This is a genomic window from Sphingomonas sediminicola (assembly GCF_014489515.1).
Lineage (GTDB): Bacteria > Pseudomonadota > Alphaproteobacteria > Sphingomonadales > Sphingomonadaceae > Sphingomicrobium > Sphingomicrobium sediminicola.
In genome coordinates this window covers 2,278,585-2,304,234 of the sequence record NZ_CP060782.1, presented here as the reverse complement: position 1 = coordinate 2,304,234, position 25,650 = coordinate 2,278,585, and the positions used below count along the sequence as shown (strand labels likewise).

18 protein-coding genes and 2 pseudogenes are annotated in these 25,650 nt (G+C 63.6%); 8 read left to right on the top strand and 12 right to left on the bottom strand.

Annotation, left to right across the window (positions count from 1 at the left end; translation table 11 throughout):
• Positions 1 to 17 precede the first annotated feature (17 nt).
• The 4 genes from H9L14_RS12350 to H9L14_RS12335 form a co-directional block, all read right to left on the bottom strand.
• Entirely contained in the window at positions 18 to 233 is a 216-nt protein-coding gene (locus H9L14_RS12350; RefSeq protein ID WP_187708331.1) for a helix-turn-helix transcriptional regulator, read from the bottom strand.
• Positions 230 to 640, bottom strand: a complete 411-nt coding sequence (locus tag H9L14_RS12345) for a hypothetical protein (RefSeq protein WP_246444176.1) — start codon at positions 638 to 640, stop codon at positions 230 to 232. Before H9L14_RS12345 ends, H9L14_RS12350 begins: the two co-directional genes overlap by 4 nt.
• Positions 641 to 717: 77 nt before the next feature.
• Complete coding sequence (locus tag H9L14_RS12340; RefSeq protein WP_187708329.1) at positions 718 to 1,398, bottom strand: CADD family putative folate metabolism protein; 681 nt, start codon at positions 1,396 to 1,398, stop codon at positions 718 to 720.
• 70 nt (positions 1,399 to 1,468) lie between these two features.
• The gene (locus tag H9L14_RS12335; protein ID WP_187708328.1) at positions 1,469 to 1,864 is read right to left on the bottom strand and encodes a DUF1489 family protein; all 396 of its coding nucleotides are present in this window, start codon (positions 1,862 to 1,864) and stop codon (positions 1,469 to 1,471) included.
• 274 nt (positions 1,865 to 2,138) lie between these two features.
• On the opposite strand from H9L14_RS12335, the gene H9L14_RS12330 reads away from it, so the two are divergent.
• A complete protein-coding gene (locus H9L14_RS12330) occupies positions 2,139 to 2,669 on the top strand; it encodes a class I SAM-dependent methyltransferase (RefSeq protein ID WP_187708327.1) in 531 nt (176 codons plus the stop codon).
• Here the strand turns inward: H9L14_RS12330 and H9L14_RS12325 are convergent.
• Together H9L14_RS12325 and H9L14_RS12320 are read right to left on the bottom strand one after the other, a co-directional pair.
• Complete coding sequence (locus H9L14_RS12325; RefSeq protein WP_246444175.1) at positions 2,666 to 3,070, bottom strand: phospholipase D-like domain-containing protein; 405 nt, start codon at positions 3,068 to 3,070, stop codon at positions 2,666 to 2,668. The two genes, H9L14_RS12330 and H9L14_RS12325, sit on opposite strands and share 4 nt — an antisense overlap.
• The gene (locus tag H9L14_RS12320) at positions 3,067 to 3,840 is read right to left on the bottom strand and encodes a phospholipase D-like domain-containing protein (protein ID WP_187708325.1); all 774 of its coding nucleotides are present in this window, start codon (positions 3,838 to 3,840) and stop codon (positions 3,067 to 3,069) included. Before H9L14_RS12320 ends, H9L14_RS12325 begins: the two co-directional genes overlap by 4 nt.
• A 137-nt stretch (positions 3,841 to 3,977) precedes the next feature.
• Here H9L14_RS12320 and rpoZ point away from each other — a divergent pair, with 137 nt between their 5' ends.
• Positions 3,978 to 4,319, top strand: a complete 342-nt coding sequence (gene rpoZ / locus H9L14_RS12315) for a DNA-directed RNA polymerase subunit omega (RefSeq protein ID WP_187708324.1) — start codon at positions 3,978 to 3,980, stop codon at positions 4,317 to 4,319.
• A gap of 208 nt (positions 4,320 to 4,527) precedes the next feature.
• On the opposite strand, the gene H9L14_RS12310 is transcribed toward rpoZ, so the two are convergent.
• Positions 4,528 to 4,971: a winged helix-turn-helix transcriptional regulator gene (locus H9L14_RS12310; RefSeq protein ID WP_187708323.1), complete on the bottom strand. Its 444-nt coding sequence runs from the start codon at positions 4,969 to 4,971 to the stop codon at positions 4,528 to 4,530.
• A 182-nt stretch (positions 4,972 to 5,153) separates the two neighbouring features.
• Between H9L14_RS12310 and H9L14_RS12305 the strand changes: the two genes are divergently transcribed.
• On the top strand, positions 5,154 to 7,244 hold the full coding sequence (locus H9L14_RS12305) for a RelA/SpoT family protein (protein ID WP_187708322.1): 2,091 nt from the start codon (positions 5,154 to 5,156) through the stop codon (positions 7,242 to 7,244).
• Here H9L14_RS12305 and H9L14_RS12300 read toward each other — a convergent pair.
• Positions 7,241 to 9,514 carry an NADP-dependent malic enzyme gene (locus tag H9L14_RS12300; RefSeq protein WP_187708321.1) on the bottom strand — a complete coding sequence of 758 codons (2,274 nt, stop codon included), beginning with the start codon at positions 9,512 to 9,514 and terminating at the stop codon, positions 7,241 to 7,243. The two genes, H9L14_RS12305 and H9L14_RS12300, sit on opposite strands and share 4 nt — an antisense overlap.
• Before the next feature lie 92 nt (positions 9,515 to 9,606).
• Here H9L14_RS12300 and mutS point away from each other — a divergent pair, with 92 nt between their 5' ends.
• Complete coding sequence (gene mutS, locus H9L14_RS12295; RefSeq protein ID WP_246444172.1) at positions 9,607 to 12,207, top strand: DNA mismatch repair protein MutS; 2,601 nt, start codon at positions 9,607 to 9,609, stop codon at positions 12,205 to 12,207.
• A pseudogene (locus H9L14_RS12290) lies at positions 12,204 to 14,929 on the top strand ([protein-PII] uridylyltransferase). The gene mutS and the pseudogene H9L14_RS12290 overlap by 4 nt, the downstream one beginning before the upstream one ends.
• Positions 14,930 to 15,152: 223 nt before the next feature.
• On the opposite strand, the pseudogene H9L14_RS12285 reads toward H9L14_RS12290, so the two are convergent.
• From H9L14_RS12285 to thrS, 4 genes and pseudogenes are all read right to left on the bottom strand, one after another.
• Positions 15,153 to 17,914: pseudogene (locus tag H9L14_RS12285) on the bottom strand (TonB-dependent receptor); the annotation flags it as partial.
• A 159-nt stretch (positions 17,915 to 18,073) separates the two neighbouring features.
• Positions 18,074 to 19,462: a pyridoxal phosphate-dependent decarboxylase family protein gene (locus H9L14_RS12280; RefSeq protein ID WP_187708320.1), complete on the bottom strand. Its 1,389-nt coding sequence runs from the start codon at positions 19,460 to 19,462 to the stop codon at positions 18,074 to 18,076.
• Positions 19,463 to 19,559: 97 nt separating this feature from the next.
• Complete coding sequence (gene infC, locus H9L14_RS12275) at positions 19,560 to 20,105, bottom strand: translation initiation factor IF-3 (RefSeq protein WP_187709971.1); 546 nt, start codon at positions 20,103 to 20,105, stop codon at positions 19,560 to 19,562.
• Positions 20,106 to 20,229: 124 nt separating this feature from the next.
• Positions 20,230 to 22,245 (bottom strand): threonine--tRNA ligase, encoded by a 2,016-nt coding sequence (thrS, locus tag H9L14_RS12270; RefSeq protein WP_187708319.1) that lies wholly within the window; start codon positions 22,243 to 22,245, stop codon positions 20,230 to 20,232.
• A 318-nt stretch (positions 22,246 to 22,563) separates the two neighbouring features.
• On the opposite strand from thrS, the gene H9L14_RS12265 reads away from it, so the two are divergent.
• The 3 genes from H9L14_RS12265 to H9L14_RS12255 all read left to right on the top strand — a co-directional run bounded on the left by H9L14_RS12265 (position 22,564) and on the right by H9L14_RS12255 (position 25,629).
• Entirely contained in the window at positions 22,564 to 23,421 is an 858-nt protein-coding gene (locus tag H9L14_RS12265) for a M48 family metalloprotease (protein ID WP_187708318.1), read from the top strand.
• 78 nt (positions 23,422 to 23,499) lie between these two features.
• Positions 23,500 to 24,600: a YjgN family protein gene (locus H9L14_RS12260; protein WP_187708317.1), complete on the top strand. Its 1,101-nt coding sequence runs from the start codon at positions 23,500 to 23,502 to the stop codon at positions 24,598 to 24,600.
• A gap of 6 nt (positions 24,601 to 24,606) precedes the next feature.
• Positions 24,607 to 25,629, top strand: coding sequence for a M48 family metallopeptidase (locus H9L14_RS12255; protein ID WP_187708316.1), 1,023 nt, complete (start codon positions 24,607 to 24,609; stop codon positions 25,627 to 25,629).
• Positions 25,630 to 25,650: the final 21 nt, after the last annotated feature.

The following is a 25,650-nucleotide window of genomic DNA, read 5'->3' as shown; positions in this document are numbered from 1 at the left end:
GCCGAGGTCGAGCCGGCCTAGATCGCCCCCGACGCCCGGCGGCTGGGGCTTTCGAACACTTCCTCGATCGCGAGCCCGAACAGTTCGGCGATCCGGAAGGCGAGAGGCAGCGACGGGTCGTATTTGCCCGTCTCGATCGCGTTGACGCTCTGGCGCGAGACTTCGAGCCGTTCAGCCAAGTCGTTCTGACTCCAGTTCCGCTCGGCGCGGAGCACTTTCAGCCGGTTGTTCACGCGCAGGACGCCGCTTCGCCGCGAGTTACCTTGTTGACGATCGCTCCGACGCCTTGGCCGAAGAACCAGACGACGACGATCATGTAGCTGTCGACATGGCCGGCCAACTCGAAGCTCTCGAGGAAGCCCCAGATCGTCGCGACGCTGAGCGTGAACGCGCTGGCCCACAGGGACTGCCGGACCATCAGGGTGCGGATATATTCGTCCTGTTCTTCGACCAGGTATCGGCCCATGGCGGCGAAGATGCCGATGATCGGCAAGGCCGGAAGGACAGCCGCGACGTAGGCCGCGAGACCGCCAAACAGTTGGCGCTTGAAGCCGTAAACCGCCGCGATCAGCAACACGCTATACAAAGCGGTCAGCCAGACCACCCGAATGTTGTAATTCTTCCAAGCCTGCGTTCGCATGACAAGCATCCTTATCCAATAGACAAGGACGCTTTACACTATGTCAGCGCGAAGTCAAGCTAACTTGACATCGATGGTCATTGGAGCGTGAGTTCGGCCTCGCGCTCGACGCCCGACAGGAAATTCCAGAGCGCGCCAGCAAGTTCTTCGCCAGCAGCGACTGCTTCCGCGCGCTCGCTCTCCGGCAAGCGGTCGAGCAACTCGCGGCAGACGCGGCTGTGCTCGACGTCGGCGCTTTCGTGGACGCGGAAGAAACGGAGCGTCTCCTCGTCCTTCACGTCGTAGCGTTCGATTAGCCCTTCGATCTTGGCACTCGCGACTGCCGGGAACTGGCTCTCATAGGCGTAGAGCGCTCCGAGGCCCGACGCGTAGGAGCGACGCGACAGCCTGCGGAAAGTCTCGATCAGCCCGAGCGTCTCGGCGTTGAGCTGCTGCGAACGAACCGCAACCTCGTCCTCACCGAGGCCGCAGGCGAACATCAGCCACAGGCTCGCGTGATCCTGCTTGCCGGCTTCGATGCCCTCTTCCTCGGCGAGGTTCTCGGCGAGCATGCGACGACCCTCGCGGTCCGGGCACGCGCTGTGCACGGCGCTCACCGCTCTTGGGAATGCGTCGACGTGATGGAAATACTGCCGCGAATAGGCGCGAAGCGTGTCGATCGGCAGCCGGCCCTCGGTCCAGGCCTGGTAGAACGGATGGCTGAGCATGGCCCGCTTTGCGACCTTCGAATCGATCTGCGAAGAAACCGTCGTGATCATGCTGAGCCTCCTGAATGTTGAGTTTCAGCCGATAGCTTGAGGCCCGAACGTCGGCAAGACGACGCGCTGCTCAAACCAGGGCCAGCGCCGAAAGCCGGCCATAAAGCTGTGGCGGAAGCTCGCCGACGCCTGACTCGTCAGCCGTCACGGCCGCGTCGGTTTCGAAATAGCGCCAACCCTGGTGCGCCCGCTTCGGGAAGGGCGTCACTGGTTCGAGCTCGGCGGAACACACGATGTTGATCCGCCCGTCCTCGCGATCCTCGAACGCCAGGATCTGATTGCAGCCAAGCACACGGTGCTTGACGATCCAGTAGAGATTCCCGCCGACGAGTTCGGCCGAACGCTTGGGACGCATTCGCGTTGGCACTCGCAGCTGAGTATTCTCCGACCGCGCCGCAACCCGTGAGCGGAGTGCGTCGAGATCCCGGCACCCGAACGCGACCTTGGTCAGATGGAGTTGCGGCATGATTCGGTTCTACCGTCCGAAACAACGCCCGATCAACGACATCGCTCGATCCAAAACGCCGCCGTAACGGTTCGGCCCGCCGCAGGAACGACATCGGAACCTTGCCAAGCGGCGATGCATTTGCGAACGAACCGCCGTTTCCCCGCACGGAGCTTGCTTTGCCGACCTCGACTGCCCGAACCCTAAAGGGCCTCGCCGACTCGTTCGCCGTTCCGCCCGGCGCAGCCCAAGCCCGCGCTGGCAGTTCCTTCGCGGATTCCTGAAGCACCCGGTGATGGTCGGCTCGATCATCCCGTCGAGCCGCATCCTCATCGAGAAGATGCTCGGCCGGGTTGATTGGGAAAACACGAAGGTGTTCGTGGAATATGGCCCGGGCGTGGGCACGTTTACGCGCCCGATCCTGGAAAAGCTCGGCGCCGATGCGCGCCTGGTGACGATCGACACCAACGCTGACTTCACGCGCTATCTGAAGGAATCCATCGACGATCCGCGCCTGATTGCCGTCACGGGCTCGGCTGCCGACGTTGAAAATATCCTCGAGGACCGCGGCCTTCCGAAGGCCGATTTTGTCCTGTCGGGGCTTCCGTTCTCGACGCTTCCGCCGGGTGTCGGCGATGCGATCGCAAAGGCGACGTCGGAGGTTATCCGGCCAGGCGGCGCGTTCCTGGTCTACCAGTTCAGCCCGAAGGTTCGCGATTTCATCGCCCCGCATTTCGACAAGATCGACCGCGGATTCGAGTGGATCAATGTTCCGCCCGCGACCTTGTTCTGGGCGTGGAAAAAGAATGGCGAAGCGCTCGACTAACGCTCGATGAAGTTCAGACGTCGGGTGACTGTGTAGTCCATCGACGTGACCAGCCAGTACGAAATCGTCCATTTGAGCCGTCGCCATAAGGTGGCGCGTTTCTTGTGGAGCGCCGGCGTGATGTGCTCGCTGTGGTGCCGTTCGTTCTCGAAATAGCCGCGCATCGCCGCAGCGAAGTCTGCGTCATCGACCCGCAGAACGATTTCCATGTTGATGAAGAGGCTCCGGAAATCGAGGTTGGCCGAGCCGATGTATGTCACGTCATCGACGATCGCGAGCTTGGTGTGCAGTTTCGCGGCCCGATACTCGTACATCTGGACGCCACGCCTCAGCAGGCGCGAGTAGGTGTGCCGGGCGGCCGCGATGGTCGCGTTATTGTCGGACTTTGCCGCCGTAATCACGCGCGCCTTCCCGCGCCGGGCGACCCGGCCGAGACGCCGCATGAACGACCAAGGGGAGAGAAATAAGCGGCGATAAGGTCGAACCTTTTTGTAGTGACGAGTTCGCGCGCGAGTGCCGCCGGTAGCCTGTTCTTGCGGCTCATCGGGCCGCTGAACTTCCATTGCAGGGTTCCTTCCGACTGGCTGTGCCGCGTAACGATCTTCCGCAATGTCCTGAGCTTCGCGCCCTTGGTCGTCGTCCAGAGAAAGACCGAATCGAAGTAGCGGCTGGCGGGCTTGGCCGCCGGTCCGTCGATCAGGGCCCAGAGGTCGCGCCAATGCTCTTCGCCCTTGTCGGTCAGGTAGGTCGTCTCGACGTTGGCGCCGCCGATGATTGCCAGCTTCTCGTCCGCGATGACCAATTTCTGGTGATTGCGAATCAAATACCGGCGTCCGTAGCTCGGCAGGAAGAGGCAGAAGTCGCCGCCTTCGTCCGAGATCGGCTGGAAGAAGCTGGAATCCGCGCCTGAGGAGCCATAGCCGTCGAGAAGAAGCCTGACCTGGACGCCTCGCCTCGCCGCCGAGACCAAGGCGTCACGGACAGTCGTGCCGGCTTCATCTTCGGCGAAAATATAGAAGATGAGCCTGAGGCTCTCCTTCGCCTCATTGATCAGCCGAAGGATGGCGTCGAGGCGCTCGGCGCCCGTCTCGAGCATCTCCAGACGGTTGCCGTCGACCGTCGCGACGATGCGATCTACGCGATCGCCTGCGGATTTCGGCTGGCTCGCCATGCCATTGCTGTGGCGGCGGACAAGGGGCAGCGCAAGCGTTCCGCGGGCGCTCTCGCTTTCGAATCCTTGACTTTTGAACCTCCAGACCCCTAATCGCTCTCCTCTTCCAACCCGCTAAAAGCTAATTCGGAGCGCACATGGCTCGCGTCACGGTCGAAGATTGCGTCGACAAAGTCTCGAATCGGTTCGACCTCATCCTTTTTGCAGCGCAGCGCGCTCGGCAGATTTCGTCGGGTGCGGACCTGACGATCGATCGCGACCGCGACAAGAACCCGGTCGTCGCACTGCGCGAGATTGCCGAGCAGACGGTTCGCCCGAAGGAGCTCGAGGAATCGATCGTCAACAGCCTGCAGCGCGTCCGCGTCGACGAGGAGGACGAGACTGAAGAGCTGTCCTCGCTCAGTGAAGCCGCCGAGGCCTTGCGCCTTACGGCTGCGGCTCCGCCGCGTCCCACTCCGAGCGGCGGCGACTACGAATAAGCCCCAGGCGCAAGCTGTCGGGGACAAGGGAAGGGCCGCTTCATGGCCCTTTTCCTTTGGCGATTCAGTAACATGAAATGCACTGGCTAAAGAAGCAGCAGCGCAATGATGACCAGAGCGAAGACGGCACAAGACGCGATGGTAAGCTTAATGCTGGTCGCTGCGCCTGCAGCTACAAGGTCAGTTGGATCGATCGGGCTTTCTTGCCTTAGGCAGCCCGGCCCTTGTTCACAGACTCCGCGTGGGCCCGCGAAACCCAGACCAGGTCGTCGTGCCTGTTCAGCACCTTCCCGTCTTCGGATTGGACGCAGATCTTGCGGACAGGCGATCCGGTGCTCCGATTGACGAGCATGATATCAGCCGGCCTGCCGCCCCATTCTTCGCCCCACTGCCGTAGCGCCAGGACGACCGGCATCAGCGCCTCGCCCTTCGGCGCCAACGAGTAAATGACCTTGCGGCGGTCCGACGGGTCTGGGGTTCTCTGAAGGATTCCGCCGGCAACCAGCTTGGCGAGCCGGTCGGATAATATGTTACGGGCGATTCCGAGGCCCGCCTGGAATTCCTCGAAATGATGAAGTTCGTTGAATGCCCCGCGAACGATCAGGAACGCCCATTTCTCTCCGATCAGCTCAACGGCAGCGGGCAGGGGCATTGCAGCGCCTGCGCGCGAAACTCGTTGATGGCGGACCTGACCTTGCCCTGGGTCAATCCTCGCACTCCCCTCGATGAGCCAAGGTAAGCACAAACATTTACAAATGAATAGTTCTCTAGCCGACACAGTGATCGAGTCCTTTCGCGCTTGCACAAAAGAGGCGCCTCCCCCATGTTAAGGACGTGCTGAGACAGTACGAGCTGATCGAGAGGGTCCGCTCCTACGATCCGGATGCGGACGAGGGGATGATCAACCGCGCCTACGTCTTCTCGATGAAGGCGCACGGCACACAAACTCGCGCCAGCGGTGACCCCTATTTCAGCCACCCGATCGAGGTGGCCGGAATTCTTACCGACCTCAAGCTCGACGACGAGACCATCGTCACGGCGATTCTGCACGACACGATCGAGGACACGATCGCGACTCCGGAAGAGATCGAGCGTCTCTTCGGTTCGAACATTGCGCGGCTGGTCGATGGCGTCACGAAGCTCAGCAAGATCGAAGCTCAGTCCGAAAACGAGCGCGCGGCCGAGAATCTGCGCAAATTCCTGCTCGCGCTGAGTGACGACATCCGCGTCCTGCTCGTGAAGCTCGCCGACCGGCTGCACAACATGCGCACGCTGCATCACATCAAGAACGAGGAGAAGCGCCGGCGCATCGCCCGCGAGACGATGGATATCTACGCGCCGCTCGCCGAGCGGATCGGCATGTACGAGATGATGAACGAGATGCAGACCCTGGCTTTCCAAATTTTGGAACCGGATGCCTACGCCTCGATCATGCGCCGCCTGAAGCAGCTGACCGAGCAGGGCGGCGACCTCGTCAGCCGAATCGGGCTCGGGCTGCAGCTCCACCTTGAGGACAATGGCCTCCACACCGAGGTCATGGGCCGCCAGAAGCATCCCTTTTCAATCTGGAAGAAGATGGCCGAGCGGCACATCAGCTTCGAGCAATTGTCCGATGTCATGGCGTTTCGAGTCATCGTCGACAGCCAGGAGGACGCCTACCGAGCGCTCGGAGTGATCCACCAGCGCTGGCCGATGGTTCCGGGCCGCTTCAAGGATTACATCTCGACGCCGAAGCGCAACGGTTACCGATCGCTGCACACGTCGGTGATCCACGACTCGAAGATGCGCATCGAAATACAGATCCGCACTCGCGAGATGCATGATCAGGCCGAGCGCGGACTGGCGGCGCACTGGGCCTACAAGGAGAACAAGCCGAGCGCGGACCTCAAGGTCCCGTGGATCGATGATCTCGTCGAAATCCTAGACCACGCCGCATCGCCCGAGGAGCTCCTCGAGCACACGCGCATGGCAATGTACCAGGACCGGATCTTTGCGTTCACTCCGAAGGGCGAGCTGATCCAGCTACCGAAGGGTGCGACCCCGGTTGACTTCGCCTACGCCGTGCACACCGACCTCGGCGACCGCACCGTTGGCGCGAAGGTCAATGGCCGCGTGGTCCCGCTGCGAACGATCCTGGAGAACGGCGACCAGGTCGAAATCCTCGCGTCGGAAGCCCAGCATCCGCAACCGTCGTGGCTGCGGTTCGTCGTCACGGGAAAGGCACGCTCGGGTGTCCGGCGTTTCGTCCGCCACAAGGAGCGCGACGAGACCGTCGAGCTTGGGCGCAAGATCTACGACGAGATCGTCGAACGGCTTCCGGCGGTGCTCGACAAGGATGCCCTGAAGCAGGCGTTGAAGCGGTTGCAGATCGAAAGCCAGGACGAGCTGATGATCGCGATCGCCCGCAAGCGAATCAGCGACGAGCAGGTGATGGAAGCGTTGATGCCGGGGTCAGCCGGCGGCGACGTCGCACCGCGCCCTGTCGCACAGCGCACCGCCATCTCGATCAAGGGCCTGACGCCCGGAGTCGCCTATCACCTCGCTCAATGTTGCCATCCGATCCCCGGCGATCGGATCGTCGGCCTTCGCCGCGAGGACGAAGAAATCGAAGTGCACGTCATCGGCTGCGACACGCTCGCGAGCGGAGTCGATGCCGACTGGCTTGATCTCGCCTGGGGTGAGGGCTCGGACGGCGGTGCGGCTCGCCTGAGCGTGATCCTTCGCGACGTCCCCGGAGCGCTGGGAACGATGGCCGGCATCCTCGGCACCAAGCATGCGAACATCGTGAACCTGCATTTGGTTCATCGCGACGGAAGCTTCCAGACATTCCACGTGGACGTGGAAGTCCACGATCTAGCGCACCTTCACGCGATCATCGCAGCGCTTCGCGGCGCCGACCCGGTCAGCTCGGTCGAGCGAATCTAGCCTTTCGGCCGCTCCCGCGCCCCGAGCGCCGCAAGCACTGCGAGGGTGACGAGGTCGGAGGCCGAAGCCGTCATCGGCGCAATCTGCACCGGCATGTCGAGCCCGAGGATGTACGGCCCAAGAATGCTTTCGCCGCCAAGCTCGCGAAGCAGCTTCGACGACAGGCTCGCGGACTGCAAGCCGGGCATGACCAACACGTTGGCCGCTCCGGACAGTCGGCTGAACGGATAGAAGCGACGCTGCATGTCGTAATTGAGCGCGACGTCCGGCCCCATCTCGCCTTCATATTCGAAGTCGCATTTGATGCCGTCGAGCAGCTTCACCGCACCGCGCAGCTCCTCGATGTGAACTCCGGGCGGATTGCCGAACGTGGTGTAGGAAATGAAAGCGATGCGCGGCTCGAGGCCCATGCGCCGCGCGAAGCCAGCCGAACGAAGGGCGATGGCGGCGAGTTGTTCGGCGTCCGGGCGTTCGGTCACCGCGGTATCGGCGATCAGCACGGTCTGGTGGCGCGAAACGACCACGCTGACGCCGAACGGCGTCGCGCCGGGCTCGTCGTCGATGACGACTCGAATCTGCCGGAGCGACTGGCTGAACGGGCGCGTCGTGCCGGTGATCATGGCGTCGGCCTCGCCCAGCGCGAGCATCGCGGACGCGAAGTAGTTGCGGTCCTGGTTGACGAGCCGCTCCACCTCGCGACGAAGCATGCCGTGGCGCTGGTGCTTCTTGTAGATGAAGTCGACCGCGCGCCCGACGAGCGGCGAATTGCGGCTGTTGAGAACCTCATATTCCTTCGGGTTCTCGACTCCGTGCTCGCGCAGGAGGTCGTAGGTTTCCTCGCGTCCGACCAGCACGGGCGTGCCGTAGCCCGCTTCCTTGAAGGCGATGGCTGCCCGAAGAACGTTCGGCTCCTCGCCTTCCGCGAACAGTACACGCTTCGGCCTAGCCTTGGCTGTTTCATAGGCAAGGCTGAGAACCGAGACGGTCGGGTTCTGGCGGGCACGCAGTTTGGTGCGATAGGCGTCGAAATCCGTAATCGGCTTCAGTGATACGCCCGTCTTCACCGCCGCTTCCGCGACCGCCGAAGCGACGACTTCCATCAGTCGCGGATCGAACGGCGCGGGGATGATGTAATCGTGACCGAAGCTCTGGGAGCGACCTCCATAAGCCGCCGCGACTTCCTCCGGCACCGGCTCGCGAGCGAGCTCCGCCAGCGCTTCGGCAGCGGCGATCTTCATTTCCTCGTTGATTCGCGTCGCACGGACGTCGAGCGCGCCGCGGAAGATGAAGGGGAAGCCGAGGACGTTGTTGACCTGGTTCGGGAAGTCGGAGCGGCCGGTCGCGATAATCGCATCCGGGCGAACCTCTTTCGCATCGGGCGGCCAGATTTCTGGGTCCGGATTCGCCATGGCGAAGATGATCGGCTCCTTGGCCATCTTCCGGACCATCTCGGGCTTCAGCGCTCCCGCAGCCGACAGGCCGAGGAACACGTCGGCCCCGACCAGCGCCTCTTCAAGCGTGCGCTTGTCCGTTTCAACCGCGTGCGCCGACTTCCACTGGTCGAGGTCGGTGCGGTCCTTGTGAATGACGCCCTTGCGATCGCACATGATGACGTGGTCGCCCTTGACGCCCATCGCCTTGATCAGCTCGGTGCAGGCGATCGCCGCGGCGCCGGCGCCGTTCACGACGACCCGGATTTGCCCGAACTCGCGGCCCGTCAGGTGGCACGCGTTGATCAGGCCCGCCGCGGTGATGATCGCGGTTCCGTGCTGGTCGTCATGGAAGACGGGAATGTTCATCCGCTCGCGCAGCGTCTGCTCGATGACGAAGCAGTCGGGTGCGGCAATGTCTTCCAGGTTGATTCCGCCGAAGCTGGGCTCGAGCAATTCGACCGCTTCGATGAATCTCTGCGCGTCCTCGGTGGCCACTTCGATGTCGATCGAATCGACATCGGCGAAGCGCTTGAACAGCACCGCTTTGCCTTCCATCACCGGCTTCGACGCGAGAGCTCCGAGGTTGCCGAGTCCGAGGATCGCAGTGCCGTTTGAGATGACGGCGACAAGGTTGCCCTTCGCCGTGAGATCATAGGCCTTGCCCGGATCGTCGGCGATCGCCCGAACCGGAACCGCGACGCCAGGCGAGTAAGCGAGGCTGAGGTCCCGCTGCGTCGCCATCGGCTTCGATGCAATGATCTCGATCTTGCCCGGGCGGCCGCGCGAGTGGAACTCCAGCGCTTCGGCTTCCGAAAAGGTGACGTTGCTTTCCGACATGGCGGCAGCCCTTAGCGGACAGGAGAGGAAAGAGTCACGTCGAAGCCAATTGCGGAGTCGCACCGCTCGAACCGAGCGGCTACGGTTTGGCAATGGCGCGGGCGGACGCTCCCACTCCGATGATGCAGCAGTACCAGCGGCTGAAGGCCGAGGCTGGAGACGCCTTGCTGTTCTATCGGATGGGCGACTTCTTTGAATTGTTCTTCGACGACGCGAAGGTCGCAGCGAGTTGCCTCGACATCGCGCTGACCAAGCGCGGCGAATCCGAAGGCGAGCCGATCCCGATGTGCGGCGTGCCGGTACATGCGGCCGAATCCTATCTCGCCCGCCTGATCCGGGCAGGTAATCGTGTGGCGATCGCGGAGCAGACCGAAAGCCCCGCCGAAGCCCGCAAGGCGAGGGGATCAAAGGCGCTTGTCGAGCGCGCGATCATTCGCCTCGTCACACCGGGAACGCTGACCGAAGAGACTTTGCTCGAATCCTCCGCTGCTAATTGGTTGGCGGCGATTGGCAGGGCCGGCGATGAATGGGCGATCGCCGCGGCCGATATTTCGACCGGCCGCTTCGAGTTGATCGCTTGCGGAACAGGGGAGCTGGCGGCGGAACTTGCGCGGCTGTCGCCCGCTGAGACAATCGCCGATGCGCCGGTTCCGGGCCTGCGCACGACAGTAGGCAAGGGCGGGTTCGACAGCATGGCGGGCGAACGCTCGCTGAAGACCCGGTTCGGTCTCGCGACGCTCGACGGCATCGGCAGCCCGACCCGCGCGGAGCTTGCGGCGGCTGGCGGCCTGCTCGCCTATCTCGACGCGACACAGAAGGGCGCGGGCGTCTTGCTCGACGCACCCCGGCGTGTGTCGCGGTCGGCGCACATGGCGATCGACGCCGCAACCCGCGACAGCCTGGAGCTGTGCCGGTCCGTTTCGGGCGGGGTGCCGGGCAGCCTGATGGGCGAGATCGACCGCTGCCAGACGGCTGCGGGACGGCGGCTCCTGGCGTCGGACATTTCGGCGCCACTTACCGACAAGGCTGGGATCGAACAGCGCCTCGCGCTTGTCGCGTGGCTTCACGAGGATGCGCTTCGACGTGAGCGGACGCGCTCCGCACTCAGGGCGATGCCCGACTTTGCGCGGGCGCTCGCGCGGCTCACGGCTGGGCGAGGAAGTCCGCGCGACCTCGCGGTCCTTCGCGATGGTCTGTCGGCCGCCGAAGCGCTGAAGACGGAGCTGGGTGGCGAGCCGGATCGGCCGGCGCTTCTGCAAAGCCTGCTTCCGCTGCTCGGCGGTCACGACGCGCTCGTCGCCAAGCTTCGGGCGGCGCTCGTTGAAGCTCCGCCGATCGACGCGAGCAAGGGCGGTTACATCGCCGAAGGATATGACGCGGCGCTCGACACGCTTCGCTCGGCAGCATCGGACGGCCGGCGCGCCATCGCCGCTCTCGAAAGCCGGTACCGCAACGCGACGCAAATCTCTTCGCTCAAGATCCGCCACAACGCCGTGCTCGGCTATCATGTCGAGGTCGCCGCTCGGCACGCCGACAAGCTCATGGACCCAGAAAGCGGCTTCACCCATCGGCAGACGCTGGCTGGAGTCGTCCGCTTCAACTCGCCCGAGCTCCATGAAGAAGCGAGCCGCGTCGTCGAGGCGGGCGCGCACGCGCTCGCGGCAGAGGCCGCACATGCCGAGGAGCTGACCGGTCTCGCTGTCGCATCCGCCTTGCGTGTCGTCGCCACCGCTGAAGCCATCGCCCGAATCGACGTCGCGGCGTCGAATGCCCGGCGCGCGGTCGAAGGCGGCTGGTGCAGCCCGCACATCACCGACGAACCCTGCCTGGAGATCGAGGCGGGTCGGCATCCGGTCGTCGAAGCGGCGCTGTCCGACACCGGCGAGCGCTTCGTCGCCAACGATTTGAGGCTCGGCCCCGACGATCGTCTCTGGCTGATCACCGGCCCCAACATGGGCGGCAAATCAACCTTCCTGCGGCAGGCTGCACTGGTGGCGGTTCTCGCCCAGTCGGGCAGCTTCGTGCCGGCGAGCAACGCGACCGTCGGCATCGTCGACAAGCTGTTCAGCCGTGTCGGCGCTTCCGACAATCTCGCTCGCGGTCGCTCGACCTTCATGGTCGAAATGGTCGAGACCGCCGCCATCCTTTCGCGGGCGACCCCGCAGAGTCTCGTCATCCTCGATGAGATCGGCCGCGGCACCTCGACCTACGACGGCCTCGCGATCGCTTGGGCAGTAGTCGAGGCGATGCACGATCAGGTGCAGTGCCGGACTTTGTTCGCCACTCATTATCATGAGCTGACCCGCCTCGCCGGACGTCTCGATTGCCTGTCGCTGCACAACGTCCGGGCGCGCGAGTGGAAGGGCGATCTCGTCCTGCTTCACGAGGTCGCCGACGGCGCGGCCGACCGTAGCTACGGCATCGCCGTCGCCAAGCTTGCCGGGCTCCCGCCGGCGGTTGTCGCGCGGGCGAAGTCGGTTCTCGCCAAGCTCGAAGCAGGCCGCGACGCCACCGGAGGAGTCGCGGCGGGTCTCGACGATTTGCCATTGTTCGCCGCAATCGCGGAGCCGGAGCACGTCGCCGACCCGCTCGCCGTCGCGCTCGACGCGCTTGATCCGGACAGCCTCAGCCCACGCGAAGCTCTTGAAGCATTATATTCCCTCAAGCGGATAGCCACCGAGCACGGGAAATGACCTCCTCGAAGTTCGAGAACGTGCCCGACCGGCGCGCGATTATCGACCGCCGGGGAATCGCCGACGCGCTCTCCGCACTCCCGGAAGGCGAGGACCGGAACGGGTTTGCGGCCAAGATCCTGCGCGGAGCACTCGAGCAGGGACGCGCCGAGGTTGCGCGGCGGCTGGCGATAGATCCCGACCGGGGACGAGCCGCTGCGCGAGCGACCGCCTATCTCCACGACCAGATCGTCCGCCTGACCTACGACTTCGTAGCGGCAGGCGGAGATATCGAGCCGATAGCAATCGTCGGGCTTGGCGGGACCGGCCGAGGCGAAATGGCGCCGTTCAGCGATCTCGACCTGATGTTCCTGACGTTCGCGAAACCGACCGCTCGTCAGACCGCCGTCATCGAAGCGATGCTGCATTTGCTGTGGGACTTGAAGCTCAAGGTCGGCCACTCGGTGCGCTCGATCGGGGACCTGATGACGCTCGCCAAGTCGGACATGACCGTCCGCACGGCATTCCTGGAGGCGCGGTTGATCTGGGGCGAACAGGCGATCTTCGACCAGGCGATGCAGCGTTTCCGTTCGAAGATCGTGTCGGGAACGGCAGCCGAATTCGTCTCGTCGAAGCTGGCGGAACGCGACGAGCGCCACGTTCGCATGGGCGACACGCGTTACGTCGTCGAGCCGAACGTGAAAGACGGGAAGGGCGGACTGCGCGACCTTCATACGCTCTACTGGATCGGCAAATACGTCCATGGGGTGGAGGAGCCGTCAGACCTCGTCCGCGTAGGTTTGTTCACGGCGGCCGAGTTCAAGAAATTCGAGCGCGCGGAGCGGTTCTTCTGGGCTGTGCGCTGCCATCTCCATCTGGCGGCCGGACGGGCGGAGGAGAGACTCGGCTTCGATCGCCAGAAGCAGATCGCGGAGGTCATGCGCTACGCCGACCGGCCGGGAAAATCGGCCGTCGAACGGTTCATGCAATTCTATTTCCTCAACGCGAAGACGGTCGGCGACCTGACCGGAATATTCCTCGCCCAGCTCGACGAGCAGATGGGCAAGAAGGGCTTCCGCTTCGCCCTGCCGACAATCCGCCGGAGACCGAAGCGCCTCTCGGGATTCGTCCTCGATCGCGGACGGCTGTCGATTCCGAACGATGACTTCTTCGCCGAGGATCCTGTGCGACTGCTCGAGCTTTACGCATTGGCCGCGCGCGAGGGCCTGGAGATCCATCCGGCGGCGATGCGTGCGGCCGCCCGCGACGCGAAGCTGATCGACGAGAAGGTCCGCAAGGATGCACGCGCGAACGAGCTGTTCCTTGAGGTCCTGACCTGCGTCAAATCGCCCGAACTCGTTCTCCGCTGGATGAACGAGGCCGGCGTGTTCGGCCGCTTCGTTCCCGATTTCGGCCGCGTCGTCGCTCAGATGCAGTTCGACATGTACCACCACTATACGGTCGATGAGCATTCCATCCGCGCTATCGGCCTGCTGGCGGCGATCGAGCGTGGCGAGCTTCAGAAGGACCACCCGCTTTCGACGGCTTTGTTCAAGCAGATCGGGTCGCGGCGTACGCTCTACGTCGCGGTCCTGCTTCACGATATTGCCAAGGGCGGGGCGGCGATCACAGCGTCATCGGCGAGCAGGTCGCGCTCAAGCTCTGCCCGCGCTTCGGGCTCGATCCGGCGGAGACGGAGACCGTCGCCTGGCTCGTCCGTCACCACCTCCTGATGTCCGCGACGGCATTCAAACGCGATCTCGCGGACCCCAAGACCGTCGAGGATTTCATTCGCCAGGTGCAAAGCCCGGAACGGCTCAGGTTCCTGCTGATCCTGACCGTTGTGGATATTCGCGCCGTCGGGCCCACAGTGTGGAACGAGTGGAAGCGGGCGCTCCTCCGAACCCTGTTCGATGCCGCAGAGGAGCGGCTACGGCTGGGCCACAAGCAGCGTGGACGGAGCGAGCTTGTCGAAGAGCGGCAGCGCGAACTTGCTTCCGCTCTCGGTTGGAAGGCTAGCGCGGCCAGGGCGCACGCAAGGCGGCTGCCGGACAGTTATTGGCTAGCTGAGCCGCCGCAATGGCAGGTTGCGAACGCGAAGCAGGTTGCGGCGGCGGAAGCCCATATCGGGGACGCGACGCCGAACGTGGTCGCCGAGGACGATCCGGAAAGCGGTTCGACACGGATCAGCGTCTTCACGCCGGACCGCGAAGGTCTCTTCTATCGAATCTGCGCCGGACTGGCCTCGGCGGGCGCGAACATCATCGACGCGCGCATCCACACGACCCGCGACGGAATGGCGCTCGACAATCTGCTGGTGAAGGACGGGCAGGGGCGCGCCTATTCGGACCGCCGGCTGAAGAACCGGCTGGTCCGCTCGGTCGAAAATGCGCTGACATCCGAAATCGAGCCGCCGCTGCCGCATGCTCCGGGCCACGGCAAGGCCGCCGCCTTCCGGGTCGCGTCATCGGTCGCGATCGCTGAGCGTGCTTCGACCCGGACAACGGTCGTGGAGGTCAACGCCCGCGATCGTCCGGCGCTTTTGGCGGGCCTTGCGGGAGCGATCCACGGCTGCGGGCACATCATCCACTCCGCCCATATCGCGACCTATGGAGAGCGGGCCGTCGACGTCTTCTATCTGACACGATCCGACGGCCAGAAGCTTCAGCCCGACGACATTGAACCGTTGCGTTCGGCGTTGCTCGCCGCGGCCCGCGAAACGAGCGAAGCCGCAGCCGCATAGGAAAAGGGCCCGCCGTTTCCGGCGAGCCCTCCCCCTTTTAGTAGCGCTGTCGTCAGCCGCGCTCTGGCGCCGGCGGCGGCGGCGGAGGCGGTGGCGGCGGAACCGGGCATGCCTCAGTCGCCAGGATCACCGATCCGTCGGCGCAGGTCTGCGTGGCCGGCGGCGGCGGAGGCGGCGGAGGCGGCGGTGGGGTCTCGACCACCGGCGCAGCCTTTGCTGCGGCGAACCGGGCGCGAAGCGTCAGGCCGTAGGTCCGCGGCTCCGCGAGGTAGGACGAGAAGATCTGCCGGCCGCCCGGAAACTGCGGATCGGTGAACGGAGCGCCCGTTGCACCTTCCTGGAACGGCGAGTTGAACGCGACCTGCTGATAGTCCTCGTTGAACAGGTTCTGCGCCCAAAGTTCGAGGGCCCAGCGGTCATCCGGTCCGCGGACGCCGATGCGGCCGTTCACAACCGTGAAGCTGCCCTGCGTCTTCTGCGGGAAGAGGTCCGAACCCGTGTTGAATCCGCTGCTGTAGCGGCCGTCGATGTAGAACAGGCCGGAAAGCCCGCTGCCTCCGATCGGCGGGGTCCACGACAAGGATCCCGTCACGACCGTCGACGGAGCGTTCGAAACGCGGCGTCCCGGGAGGCGGCGCAGAGCCTGGTTGAGCGGCGCACCGTCGTCGGTTCCGACAAGGTCCCCACGATAGCGCGTGTCGGCGTAGGTGAAGCCGGCGTTGACGCGCAGGTCCTTCATCAGCCTTGCCGACGCTTCCAGTTCGACGCCCTGCGAGCGGACGCCGTACCCTACGTCGCCGCTGTCGCAGGCGCCTGACGTTGCGGCGGCGGGATTGTAGTTGGGCGCCGTCGAGAACTTCGACTGATCCTCGTCCGTACCTCCGAGGTCCGAATCACAACCGTTGATGTTCTGGACGATGAAGACAGTTCCATCGAAGGTGTTGAGCTGGAAGTTTTTGAACTCCTGCCGGAACAGGGCGAAGTTGAAGAGGATTCCGCCAGCCGAATATTTGCCGCCGATCTCGAACGCATCGACGGTTTCCGGATCGAACTGGAGCCGGCTGACCAGCGCCTGCGCGCCACCCTGCGACGCGAAGGTGAAGATCGGAATCTTCAGCGCCGAACGGTCGAGGTTGAAGCCGCCCGCCTTATAGCCGCGCGAGAAACTGCCGTAGAGCAGCATGTCGTCGTTCGGCTTGTAGGAAAGCACGCCCGTGCCGGTGAGCTTGTTCTCCTTGCGCTTGTCGCGGATCGAAACGCCATTGAGCTCGGCCGTGCTGTTGCCCTGGCAGCTGAGACCGAGGATGCCCTGGATGACCGGGGCAAGCGCGGCGTTGCCGATCAGCGGAAGCAGCGAAGCCTGGTTGAGCGTGCAGGCCGTATTGTCGTTGCCGAACGTGGCCGAGAATTTCTTCCGCTCGTTGGTGTAACGAAGACCCACGGTGACGTCGAAGTGCGATGTCACGTGGAAGATGTTGTGGGTGAACAGCGCCCAGTTGCGGCTGTTTTGCTTGTATGTATCGCCCGTCGCGCCGACGTCGCTCATCCCATCGAGGCGATCGATCGCGGCGTAGATGAGCGGGCTTGCTGCACCGAAGGCTGCCGGACGCGCGGCTAGACAGCCCGCGGCAGCGGGTTGTACAACGGTGACAATGCGCTGCCAGTGACCAGGCGGCAGGTCGCGAAACGGCCGTATTGGTCGCCGAAACGAAGCTGATCCTTCAGCGTCAGGTCCTCGTCGGCGTAATAGCCGCCGACCAACCAATCGAGCTTGTCGTTGAAGGCGCGGCCGTTGAGCCGGACTTCCTGGCTCAGCGTCTCGAACTTCCGCGAAGAGCTTCCGTCGTCCGGGCGATAGAGGATGTCGACGGTGCCATAGTCGAAGTCGCCGCCCTGGTCGGCCTTGTAATGGCGCCATCCGGTGATCGAGGTCAGCTCAGCAGCGCCGAGGTCGAACTTGCCCTCGAGAGAGACGCCGCCGTCCTTGGTCTTGCCGTTATAGCCGCGGCCGGGAGTGACCGAGACGTTGCGGTTGAACCCGTCGGTGAATGCGCTGAGATCCTGGCCGAGATCTCTCAGGACCCTGATGATGTTGTTTTGCGCCGGGTCGTTGAGCCCGTCGATCTGCGAGTTCATGTCGTCGTTGACGTAAACCGCCGCGCAGCAGCGCTCCTTGCGCCACGTGTAATCGCCGATCAGGCGGAAGCTGATGTCGCTCGTAGGCTCGAACAGCAGCTGGCCGCGCGTGAACAGGCGATTGCGGTTGTTGATCGTAGTGTCGTTCGCGGCGTCGTCGTAAAAACCGTCGCGCTTGACGTAGACGACGTCCAGGCGGCCGGCGAGCGTGTCGGTAAAGCCGCCGGTGATGCCGCCGGCGACGCGCCGGAGATCGTAATTGCCGATCGTCGCTTCGCCATAGCCTTCAAAATTGTACGAAGGCCGCTTGCTGATGATGTTGATGAGGCCGGCCGATGCGTTGCGCCCGAACAATGTGCCCTGCGGACCGCGAAGAACCTCGACCCGGTCGAGCTCGCCCATTTCGTTGAGGCCAATGCCCGAACGCGAACGATAAACGCCGTCGATGAACACGGCGACCGAGCTTTCGAGGCCGGGGTTGTCGCCGACCGTGCCGATGCCGCGGATACGGGCCGAGCCGTTCGCTTCGCTACCGGTCGAGGAGACGAGAAGCGACGGGGCAAGCTGGTTGAGCTGGCGGATGTCGGTGACGCCCGAATTCGCCAATTCGCCGCCGCCGATTGCAGTCACGGCGATCGGAACGTCCTGGAGGACCTGACGGCGGCCCTGCGCGGTGACGATGATGTCGCCCGAGTCGGATTCGGACGCAGCCTGCGCTTCAGGCGTTACGCCTGCAGCTTCCGTCGGTGACGGCGCTGTCGGCTGCGGTGTGGATTGGTTGTCCTGGGCGTTCGCCGGACACGAAATGGCGACGATGCCTGCCGATAGCAGCCACACGGACTTGCGCATAATTCCTCCCCTGTGCGCCGCTCTCCCTGCGGCGTGAACAGCGAAAGCTAATCCAGGTGATGAGTCAAGGAAAGCAACGGCGGCGTTATGAGCCGCACAATCGCAACGCGTTGCTGCACAATTGCAACAGCGCTTTCGATTGATGCGGATGCCGTAGCGTCAGCTTGGCGCGACTTCGGGCGAGGCAGCGTTCTGCGGCGTCAGTTCGGACCACGATCGCGTCATCAACGCGATCGCACGATCGATATGCGCGTCGGTCGTGCGCCAGGAAGACACGCTAAAGCGGAAAGCAGACTGTCCGCGCCAGACCGTCGGCCCGAACCATATCGTGCCCGATCTTTGCGCAGCTTCGCGTATCGCGGTCGTCGATTGCTCGGTATCGGCACGCGCAACGACCTGGTTGAGCACAACGCGATTGAGCACGTTGAAGCCTGCGGCTTTCAGCCCATCGGCAATGCGCTGCGCTTGCGCGCAATGCCGCTCGACGAGCTGCTCGATCCCGTTCCGCCCGAGGCTGCGCAGCGCCGCCCAGACGGAAACTCCGCGTGCGCGCCTCGAAAACTCGAGAGTCAGGTTCTTCTGCGAATCGCTCGAAGATGTCGCGTAGACTGCGTCGCTGTTCATGCTGGCGGCGAGCGCATCGGCGTCGCGGCAGATGGCCATCGCCGCATCGTACGGAGTGTTGAGCCATTTGTGCCCGTCGGTGGTCCAGCTGTCGGCCAACTCCACGCCTTCGGTCATCGGCTTGAGCTTTTTTGAAGCCCGGGCCCACAGCCCGAACGCGCCGTCGACATGCACCCATGCACCGGCCTTCCGGGCGGCCGGAATGATCTCGGCGAACGGATCGAACTCGCCGGTATTCACCTCGCCTGCCTGCAGGCACAGGATCGTTGAACCGTCGAGCGCTGGAAGGCGCTTCGGATCGACCCGCCCGAACTCATCCACCGGCGCGACGATCAAATTGTTCGTGCCGAAGCCCAGAACCCGGAGCGTCTTCTTCACCGTGATGTGCACGGCCTCTGAGACCACGACGCGGATGGGCGGTGCGCCAACGAGGCCCTCGCCATCGAAATCCCAGCCGTGACGCTTCAGCAAAGTACGCCGCGCCGCGGTCAGGCAAATCAGCGTGCAGGCAGTGGCGGAGGTGCCGAAACCGACCGCGCTTTCGCGAGGCAGATCGAGCGCCTCTAGCACCCAACCGGCAGCGACCTTTTCCAGCGTTGCGGCAGCCGGCGAATTCGCGAACGAGGAAGCTGTCTGGTCCCAGGCGAGAACCAGCCTGTCCGCCGCTGCGGCGGCCGGAAGGGTCGCTCCCACGACGAAGCCGTAATAATTTGGCCCATTGCTCGCGACCGTCGCCGGGGATCCGACGTCGTCCAGCAGCGCCAGCGTCTCCGCATCCGGACGGCCCGTATCAGGCAATCGCTCGCTGAAGCGTTCGAGCGCATCGATCGCCGAGTCTTCCGGAAACACGCGTCGCGCATCGGCGCCGGCCACGTAGCGGCGGGCGCGTTCGTCGGCGTCCTGCAAAAGTGATAGCTCGTCCATGCTTCGAGCCCGTTGCTCCGAGCGGCCTTGGCCGGCCAATCAAAAGGCACGCGGAATCGATAAGCGGATTTGTACGAGCCGCCGGGCTACGCCGGACTTACTTCGGAGCGAGCACCATCAGCATCTGGCGGCCTTCCATGCGCGGATGCGCTTCGACCTTGGCCAGTTCGGCAGTCTGCTCCTGAACCCGGCGGAGCACGTTCATGCCAAGCTCGCCGTGTGCCATTTCGCGGCCGCGGAAGCGCATGGTGACCTTCACCTTGTCGCCGTCCTCGAGAAACTCGAAGACCTTCTTCATCTTCGTGTCATAGTCGTGGTCGTCGATATTCGGACGCATCTTGATCTCTTTGATCTCCTGCGTCTTCTGGCGCTTGCGCTGCTCGTTGGCCTTCTTCTGGGCCTCATACTTGTAGCGGCCGATATCGAGGAACTTGGCGACCGGCGGATCGGAATTCGGGGAAATCTCGACGAGGTCGAGGCCGACCTCCTGCGCCTGCTCGAACGCTTCGCGCGTAAACATCACGCCCAGGTTCTCACCGTTTTCATCGATCACCCGGACCTTCTGGGACTGGATGAATTCGTTGTAGCGGGGGCCGGTAAATTGCGGCGGCGTCTGCGCTCTGCGCGGATAGGGCGGGGGTATAGTCGAGTCTCCAAGAATGCTGTTGTAACGGGGGCGAAGTAAGCACTGGACGCCCAGTTGAAAAGTCCGGGCGCCGAAAGCGCGTCATTTTTGCCGCGACCTGTTGCGAAGAGTCGTCAGACGGTCAGCGTTTCAGGTCCGGCGGAATCGCTTCCTCGACGATCATCGAGATCGCTTCATCAACGGTCATGATCAATTGCCGTTCCTCAGAGCCGAGGCGGCGCAGGGCGACGGTGCCTTCCTCGGCTTCGCGCTTGCCGACGACCAGCAGCAGCGGGACCTTCTTCAGCGAGTGCTCGCGCACCTTGTAGTTGATCTTCTCATTGCGAAGGTCGGTCTCGACCCGGATTCCCTGGCTCGCGAACCTGGCCGCGACGTCCTTCGCATAGTCGTCCGCGTCCGACACGATGGTGGTGACGACGGCCTGCACCGGCGCCAGCCACAGCGGGAACTTGCCCGCATAATGCTCGATCAGGATGCCTAGGAAGCGCTCGAACGTGCCGATGATCGCGCGGTGGAGCATAATCGGCCGGTGTTTTTCGCCGTCCTCGCCGATGTAGGTGGCGTCCAGGCGTTCCGGCAGCACGGTATCGGTCTGGATGGTGCCGACCTGCCAGGTGCGGCCGATCGCGTCCGACAGATGGAACTCCAGCTTCGGCGCGTAGAAAGCGCCCTCGCCGGGTAGCTCCTCCCAGCCAAATTCCTCGGTGTTGCGGCCTGCGGCAGCGACCGCATCGCGAAGCGATTGCTCTGACCAGTCCCACATTTCGTCCGAGCCGAAGCGCTTCTCCGGCCGCAGCGCGAGCTTGATCGCATATTTGTCGAAGCCGAGGTCGCGATAGACGCTGTCGAGCAGGTCGCAGAATGCGACGACCTCGTCGACCAATTGCTCCTGGGTGACGAAGATGTGCGCGTCGTCCTGGGTGAACTGGCGCACGCGCATGATGCCGTGCAGCGCTCCGTGCGGCTCGTTGCGGTGGCAGCAGCCGAATTCGGCAAAACGCACCGGCAGGTCGCGGTAGCTTTTGATGCCCTGCTTGAAGACCAGGATGTGCGCGGGGCAGTTCATCGGCTTAAGCGCCATCAACTCGGCATCGCCGGACAGGATCGGCGCATCGTCCTCGGTCGACGGAATCTCGTCGGGAACGACGAACATGTTCTCGCGATACTTGCCCCAGTGGCCGGAACGCTCCCACTGCCTGGCGTTCATCAGCTGCGGGGTCTTGATCTCGAGATAGCCCGCAACGTCGAGCCGGCGGCGCATGTAGGCCTCCAGCTGGCGCCACACGATGTAGCCGTTCGGGTGCCAGAAGACGCTGCCCTGCGCCTCGGGCTGGAGGTGGAACAGGTCCATCTCCTGGCCGATCTTGCGATGGTCGCGCTTGGCCGCTTCCTCGAGCCGAACGAGGTGTTCGTCGAGCTGCTTCTTGTTGAGCCAGGCGGTCCCGTAGATGCGCGAAAGCATCGGGTTCTTGGGATCGCCGCGCCAGTAAGCGCCCGACACGCGGGTCAGCTTGAACGCGTTGGGGTCGACCTTTCCGGTCGAAGCGAGGTGCGGACCCCGACAGAGATCCATCCAGGCGTTTTCGCCTTTGCCCGACCGATACATGGTGATGGGCTCGCCCTCGGGCAGTTCCATCACCCATTCCGCCTTGAACGCTTCACCGGTGCGCTCGAAGAAGGCGCGGACATTCTCGCGAGTCCAGACTTCGCGGATCAGCGGTTCGTCGCGAGCGATGATTCGCCGCATCTCTTCCTCGATCGCGGGCAAGTCTTCGTCGGTGAAGGGGCCATGCTCCGCGGTCGGCGCGAAGTCGTAATAGAATCCGTCATCAGTCGCGGGCCCGAAGGTGATTTGGGTTCCCGGAAAGAGGTTCTGGACCGCCTCGGCGAGGATATGCGCGAAGTCGTGGCGGACGAGCTCAAGCGCGTCCTTCTCATCGCGTGAGGTGATCAGCGCGAGGCTGGAATCGCCCTCGAACGGTCGCATGATGTCGCGCACTTCGCCGTCGATCTTGGCGGCAAGCGCGGCCTTGGCGAGGCCCGGCCCGATCGCGGCAGCAACGTCCGCGGGTGTCGAACCCTCGGGCATCTCCCGTACCGAGCCGTCGGGAAGCGCGATCTTGAACATCTTGGTCATTGCAGGGCGCATGTAGCGACGGACCGCATCCCTCTCAACCGCGCAAGCATCAGCTGGCGGTTGCTGCCGACGCCAGAGTTCAGATAATCGTGCGGCAGCTCGGGGAAAGCTGATGAGTCATTGAGTAATTACGGCATTCTCACCGCCTCGCGCGGAGCCTCGCCGGTGTCCGTCCGGCTTGAGCTGAACGATCGCGAGTTGGTAGTCGACAGGTCCGGGCAGCTCGATTTCGTCCCTCTACAGTCCCTTCGGCGCCTGTCGTCAGATCCGTTTCAGCTGAAGCTTGGCCGGACTGGACGACGCGGTTGGGAGCTCCGAATGTCCGGCGCGCTTGCGGAGCAGATTCGCGGACAGGTCAGCGGTCGCCGCCGAAGACTTCGCTGGGGTGCAGCCAAAGTTTGGCACATCGGCATTTTCGTCGGGACAATGCTGGTCATCGAACTTGTGAAGGTTCCGCCAGATTGGTTGGCGCCGCTGGTGCCAGCCAGCGTAGAACGGCGGCTCGTTCCCGAAGATGTGCGATCCGACTACGGAAGCTACTGTAAATCCGCCAAGGGCGATTTGGCTTTACGAGTACTCCTCGAACGTATCGATCCCGCGATTGCGAAATCGGTTCGTATTCAGGTCGTGGGCAACGAAGGTGCCTTCCTGGTCTCAAGTCTGCCCGGCAATCGGCTCTATGTTTCGAACGCGTTCCTGACCACCACTGATCCAGAAGAATTAGCCGCGCTGCTCGCTCATGAAGTTGCTCATCTCCGAAACGGGGATCCAGTTCGAGCTGCGCTTCGGGCGAGTGGGACGATTGGCGGACTCATAGGCAGAATTGCTGGAGATCGACGACCGGAACAGCTCCTTGTTTTCTCAGAGGAAGAAGAAAGGAAAGCGGATCTGCAAGCCGTTTCGATGCTGATGGCCGGAGGTATCCGAACCCAAGCGGGCGCAGAGCTGTTCGAAAGGATGGAACAGGAGCGGGAGGCGAACAGAAGCTTCGGCAAAGAACAATATTACATGCATTTCGGCTTCGGGCAGAACCGCGCGAAACTCTGGCGGGACATTCCTGACAAATCGGCTGCGTTTTGGGTGCGTCCGGCCTTGTCTTCGGAGCAAGCGGATGCCCTCTTCAATTACTGCCATATGACCATCGGACCGAGAAAGACGCCATTGCCGACTCATTAGGCACCCCGGCCGATCCGGCCCACTTGCCAACCTTCTTTATTGATTGCAGTTTCGCCCGGCTCGGGAGGGGATCGAGTAATGGATAGCTACAAGGCGTGGCCCGCCGACGGGGACGAGCGTGCCATTCGCTTCACCGGGAACTGGCGGGAATATCTTCCGATCGCGGCGACCAATGTCGCGCTGATCATCGTCACTCTGGGCATCTACCGCTTCTGGGCGACCGCGCGCCAGCGCCGCTATCTATGGTCGCGCACGCACATCGTCGACGACGGTCTCGAATGGACCGGCACGGGGAAGGAAATGTTCTTCGGCTTCCTAATGGTCGTCGCGTTCATCCTTCCGTTCTTCGTCTTCATCCAGTTCCTGTTCCCGGCGCTCGTCGCGCGCGGCAAGGAAGCTGCGGCGGGCGGGCTCATGTTCCTGTTCTACATCGCCTTCTTCTATCTCGCCGGCGTCGCCCGCTTCAGGGCGCTTAGGTACCGGCTGTCGAGGACGTGGTGGCACGGAATCCGCGGAGGCAGCGACAATCCCGGCTGGAACTATGGCGGCGAATATCTTGGCCGCCATGCACTGTCATTCATGACGATGTTCATCATGTACCCTTGGGCAGCAACGCGCCTCTGGAATTCACGCTGGAAGGCCATGAGCTTCGGACCGCTTCAGTTCCGGGCTGACCTGACCGCCAAAGGCCTGAAAGCGCGCTGGGTATGGGTTTATATTGCGCCGCTGCTGCTCATGGCTGTCAGTGCGGCCATCGCGATGATCGTGATCACGGCGAAGCTTGATGGCCAAGAGGCAGACCCCGAGAAGATGGCCGGTCTCGGGGGCGTTCTGGGCGTGATCCTGGTCCTTTTTTACATCGTCCTGCCTCTCGCGACCCTTCACTGGTACGCCAAATTCTATCGGAACGCCGCTGCCGCTACGACGCTCGGCGATATCGAGTTCGGCTTCGACGCGACGACCTGGGATTGGCTGAAGCTGTTCCTAGGCAATATTGGCCTCGCGATCGTAACTTTTGGTTTCGGGCTGGCATTCTGGGGCTACCGCCAATGGGCGTTCATGGTGCGGCACATGCACGTGTACGGCGTCGTGAACCTCGACCAGCTGACCCGCTCGACCGTGGCTGCGCCGCGTGAGGCGGAAGGCTGGGCCGATGCCTTCGACGTTGGCGCGATCTGACCGGCGATGATCGACGGCATCCTGTACGACGGCGTCACCGGCGACCGTCGCGAGGTTCGCGCTGAACCGATTGGCGGCAAGCTCCAGCTGACGCATTCGGACGGATCGCTGGAAACGATCGATGCCGCCGTCCTGCGGCGGATCGACCGCGATCCCGACAGACTCCGCATCGGCCGGAGCGACCGCGAGGGCTGGCGGCTGCTCGTCCCAGCCGCGGCGAAATCGGACTTCGATCCGCTGCTCGGCAAGGAAGAGCGATACGGCCGATGGATCGACCGCATCGGGCTGGTTCCTGCGCTGGTCACCTTCGGCGTGATCACCGCGGGGATCGTCGCCATCGGTTATCTGTCGCCGAAATGGATCGCGCCGCATGTGCCCGAAAGCTGGGAGCGCAACGTCGGGGACGCCATCGTCGGTGACTTTGGCGACAATCGGTGCCGCGGAGCTGAAGGGCAGCGCGTGCTCGATAAGCTGGTCGAGCGGCTCGATCCTGGTGCGACGCACGGACCGAACGCGATCAGGATCGCGACCCTGGACTTCCCGATCTTTAACGCAGCCGCGCTTCCGGGCGCTCACATCGTCGTCTTCCAGGGTGCCCTGGACGAGGTCGAGGACCCGGATGCGCTCGCCGGCGTCGTTGCCCACGAGATCGCCCATGTCCGCCGGCGGCACGTTACCCAGGCGCTTATCCGGGAGCTTGGAATCGGAGCGCTGATCCGCCTCTTCGCCGGCGACGTCGGCGTGAACGCGCAGCAACTGGTCTCGCTGTCCTACACACGGGAGAATGAGGCGGAGGCGGACCGCGACGCAATCGTGATGCTGCGCCGCGCCAACATCTCTCCGAAGCCAACTGGCGACCTGTTCGTCCAGCTGGCCAACGAGATGGGCGAAGAGCCGGGCTTCACGGGCGAGTTCCTGCAGAGCCATCCACTCAGCCGGAAACGCGCGGAGCGCTTCGTCGCCGCGGCGCAGAAGGGGTCACCTATCGGCACGCCTTGTCTGACGGCGAATTCCACGCGCTCAAGCTGATGTGCCGATCGGGAGAGCAAT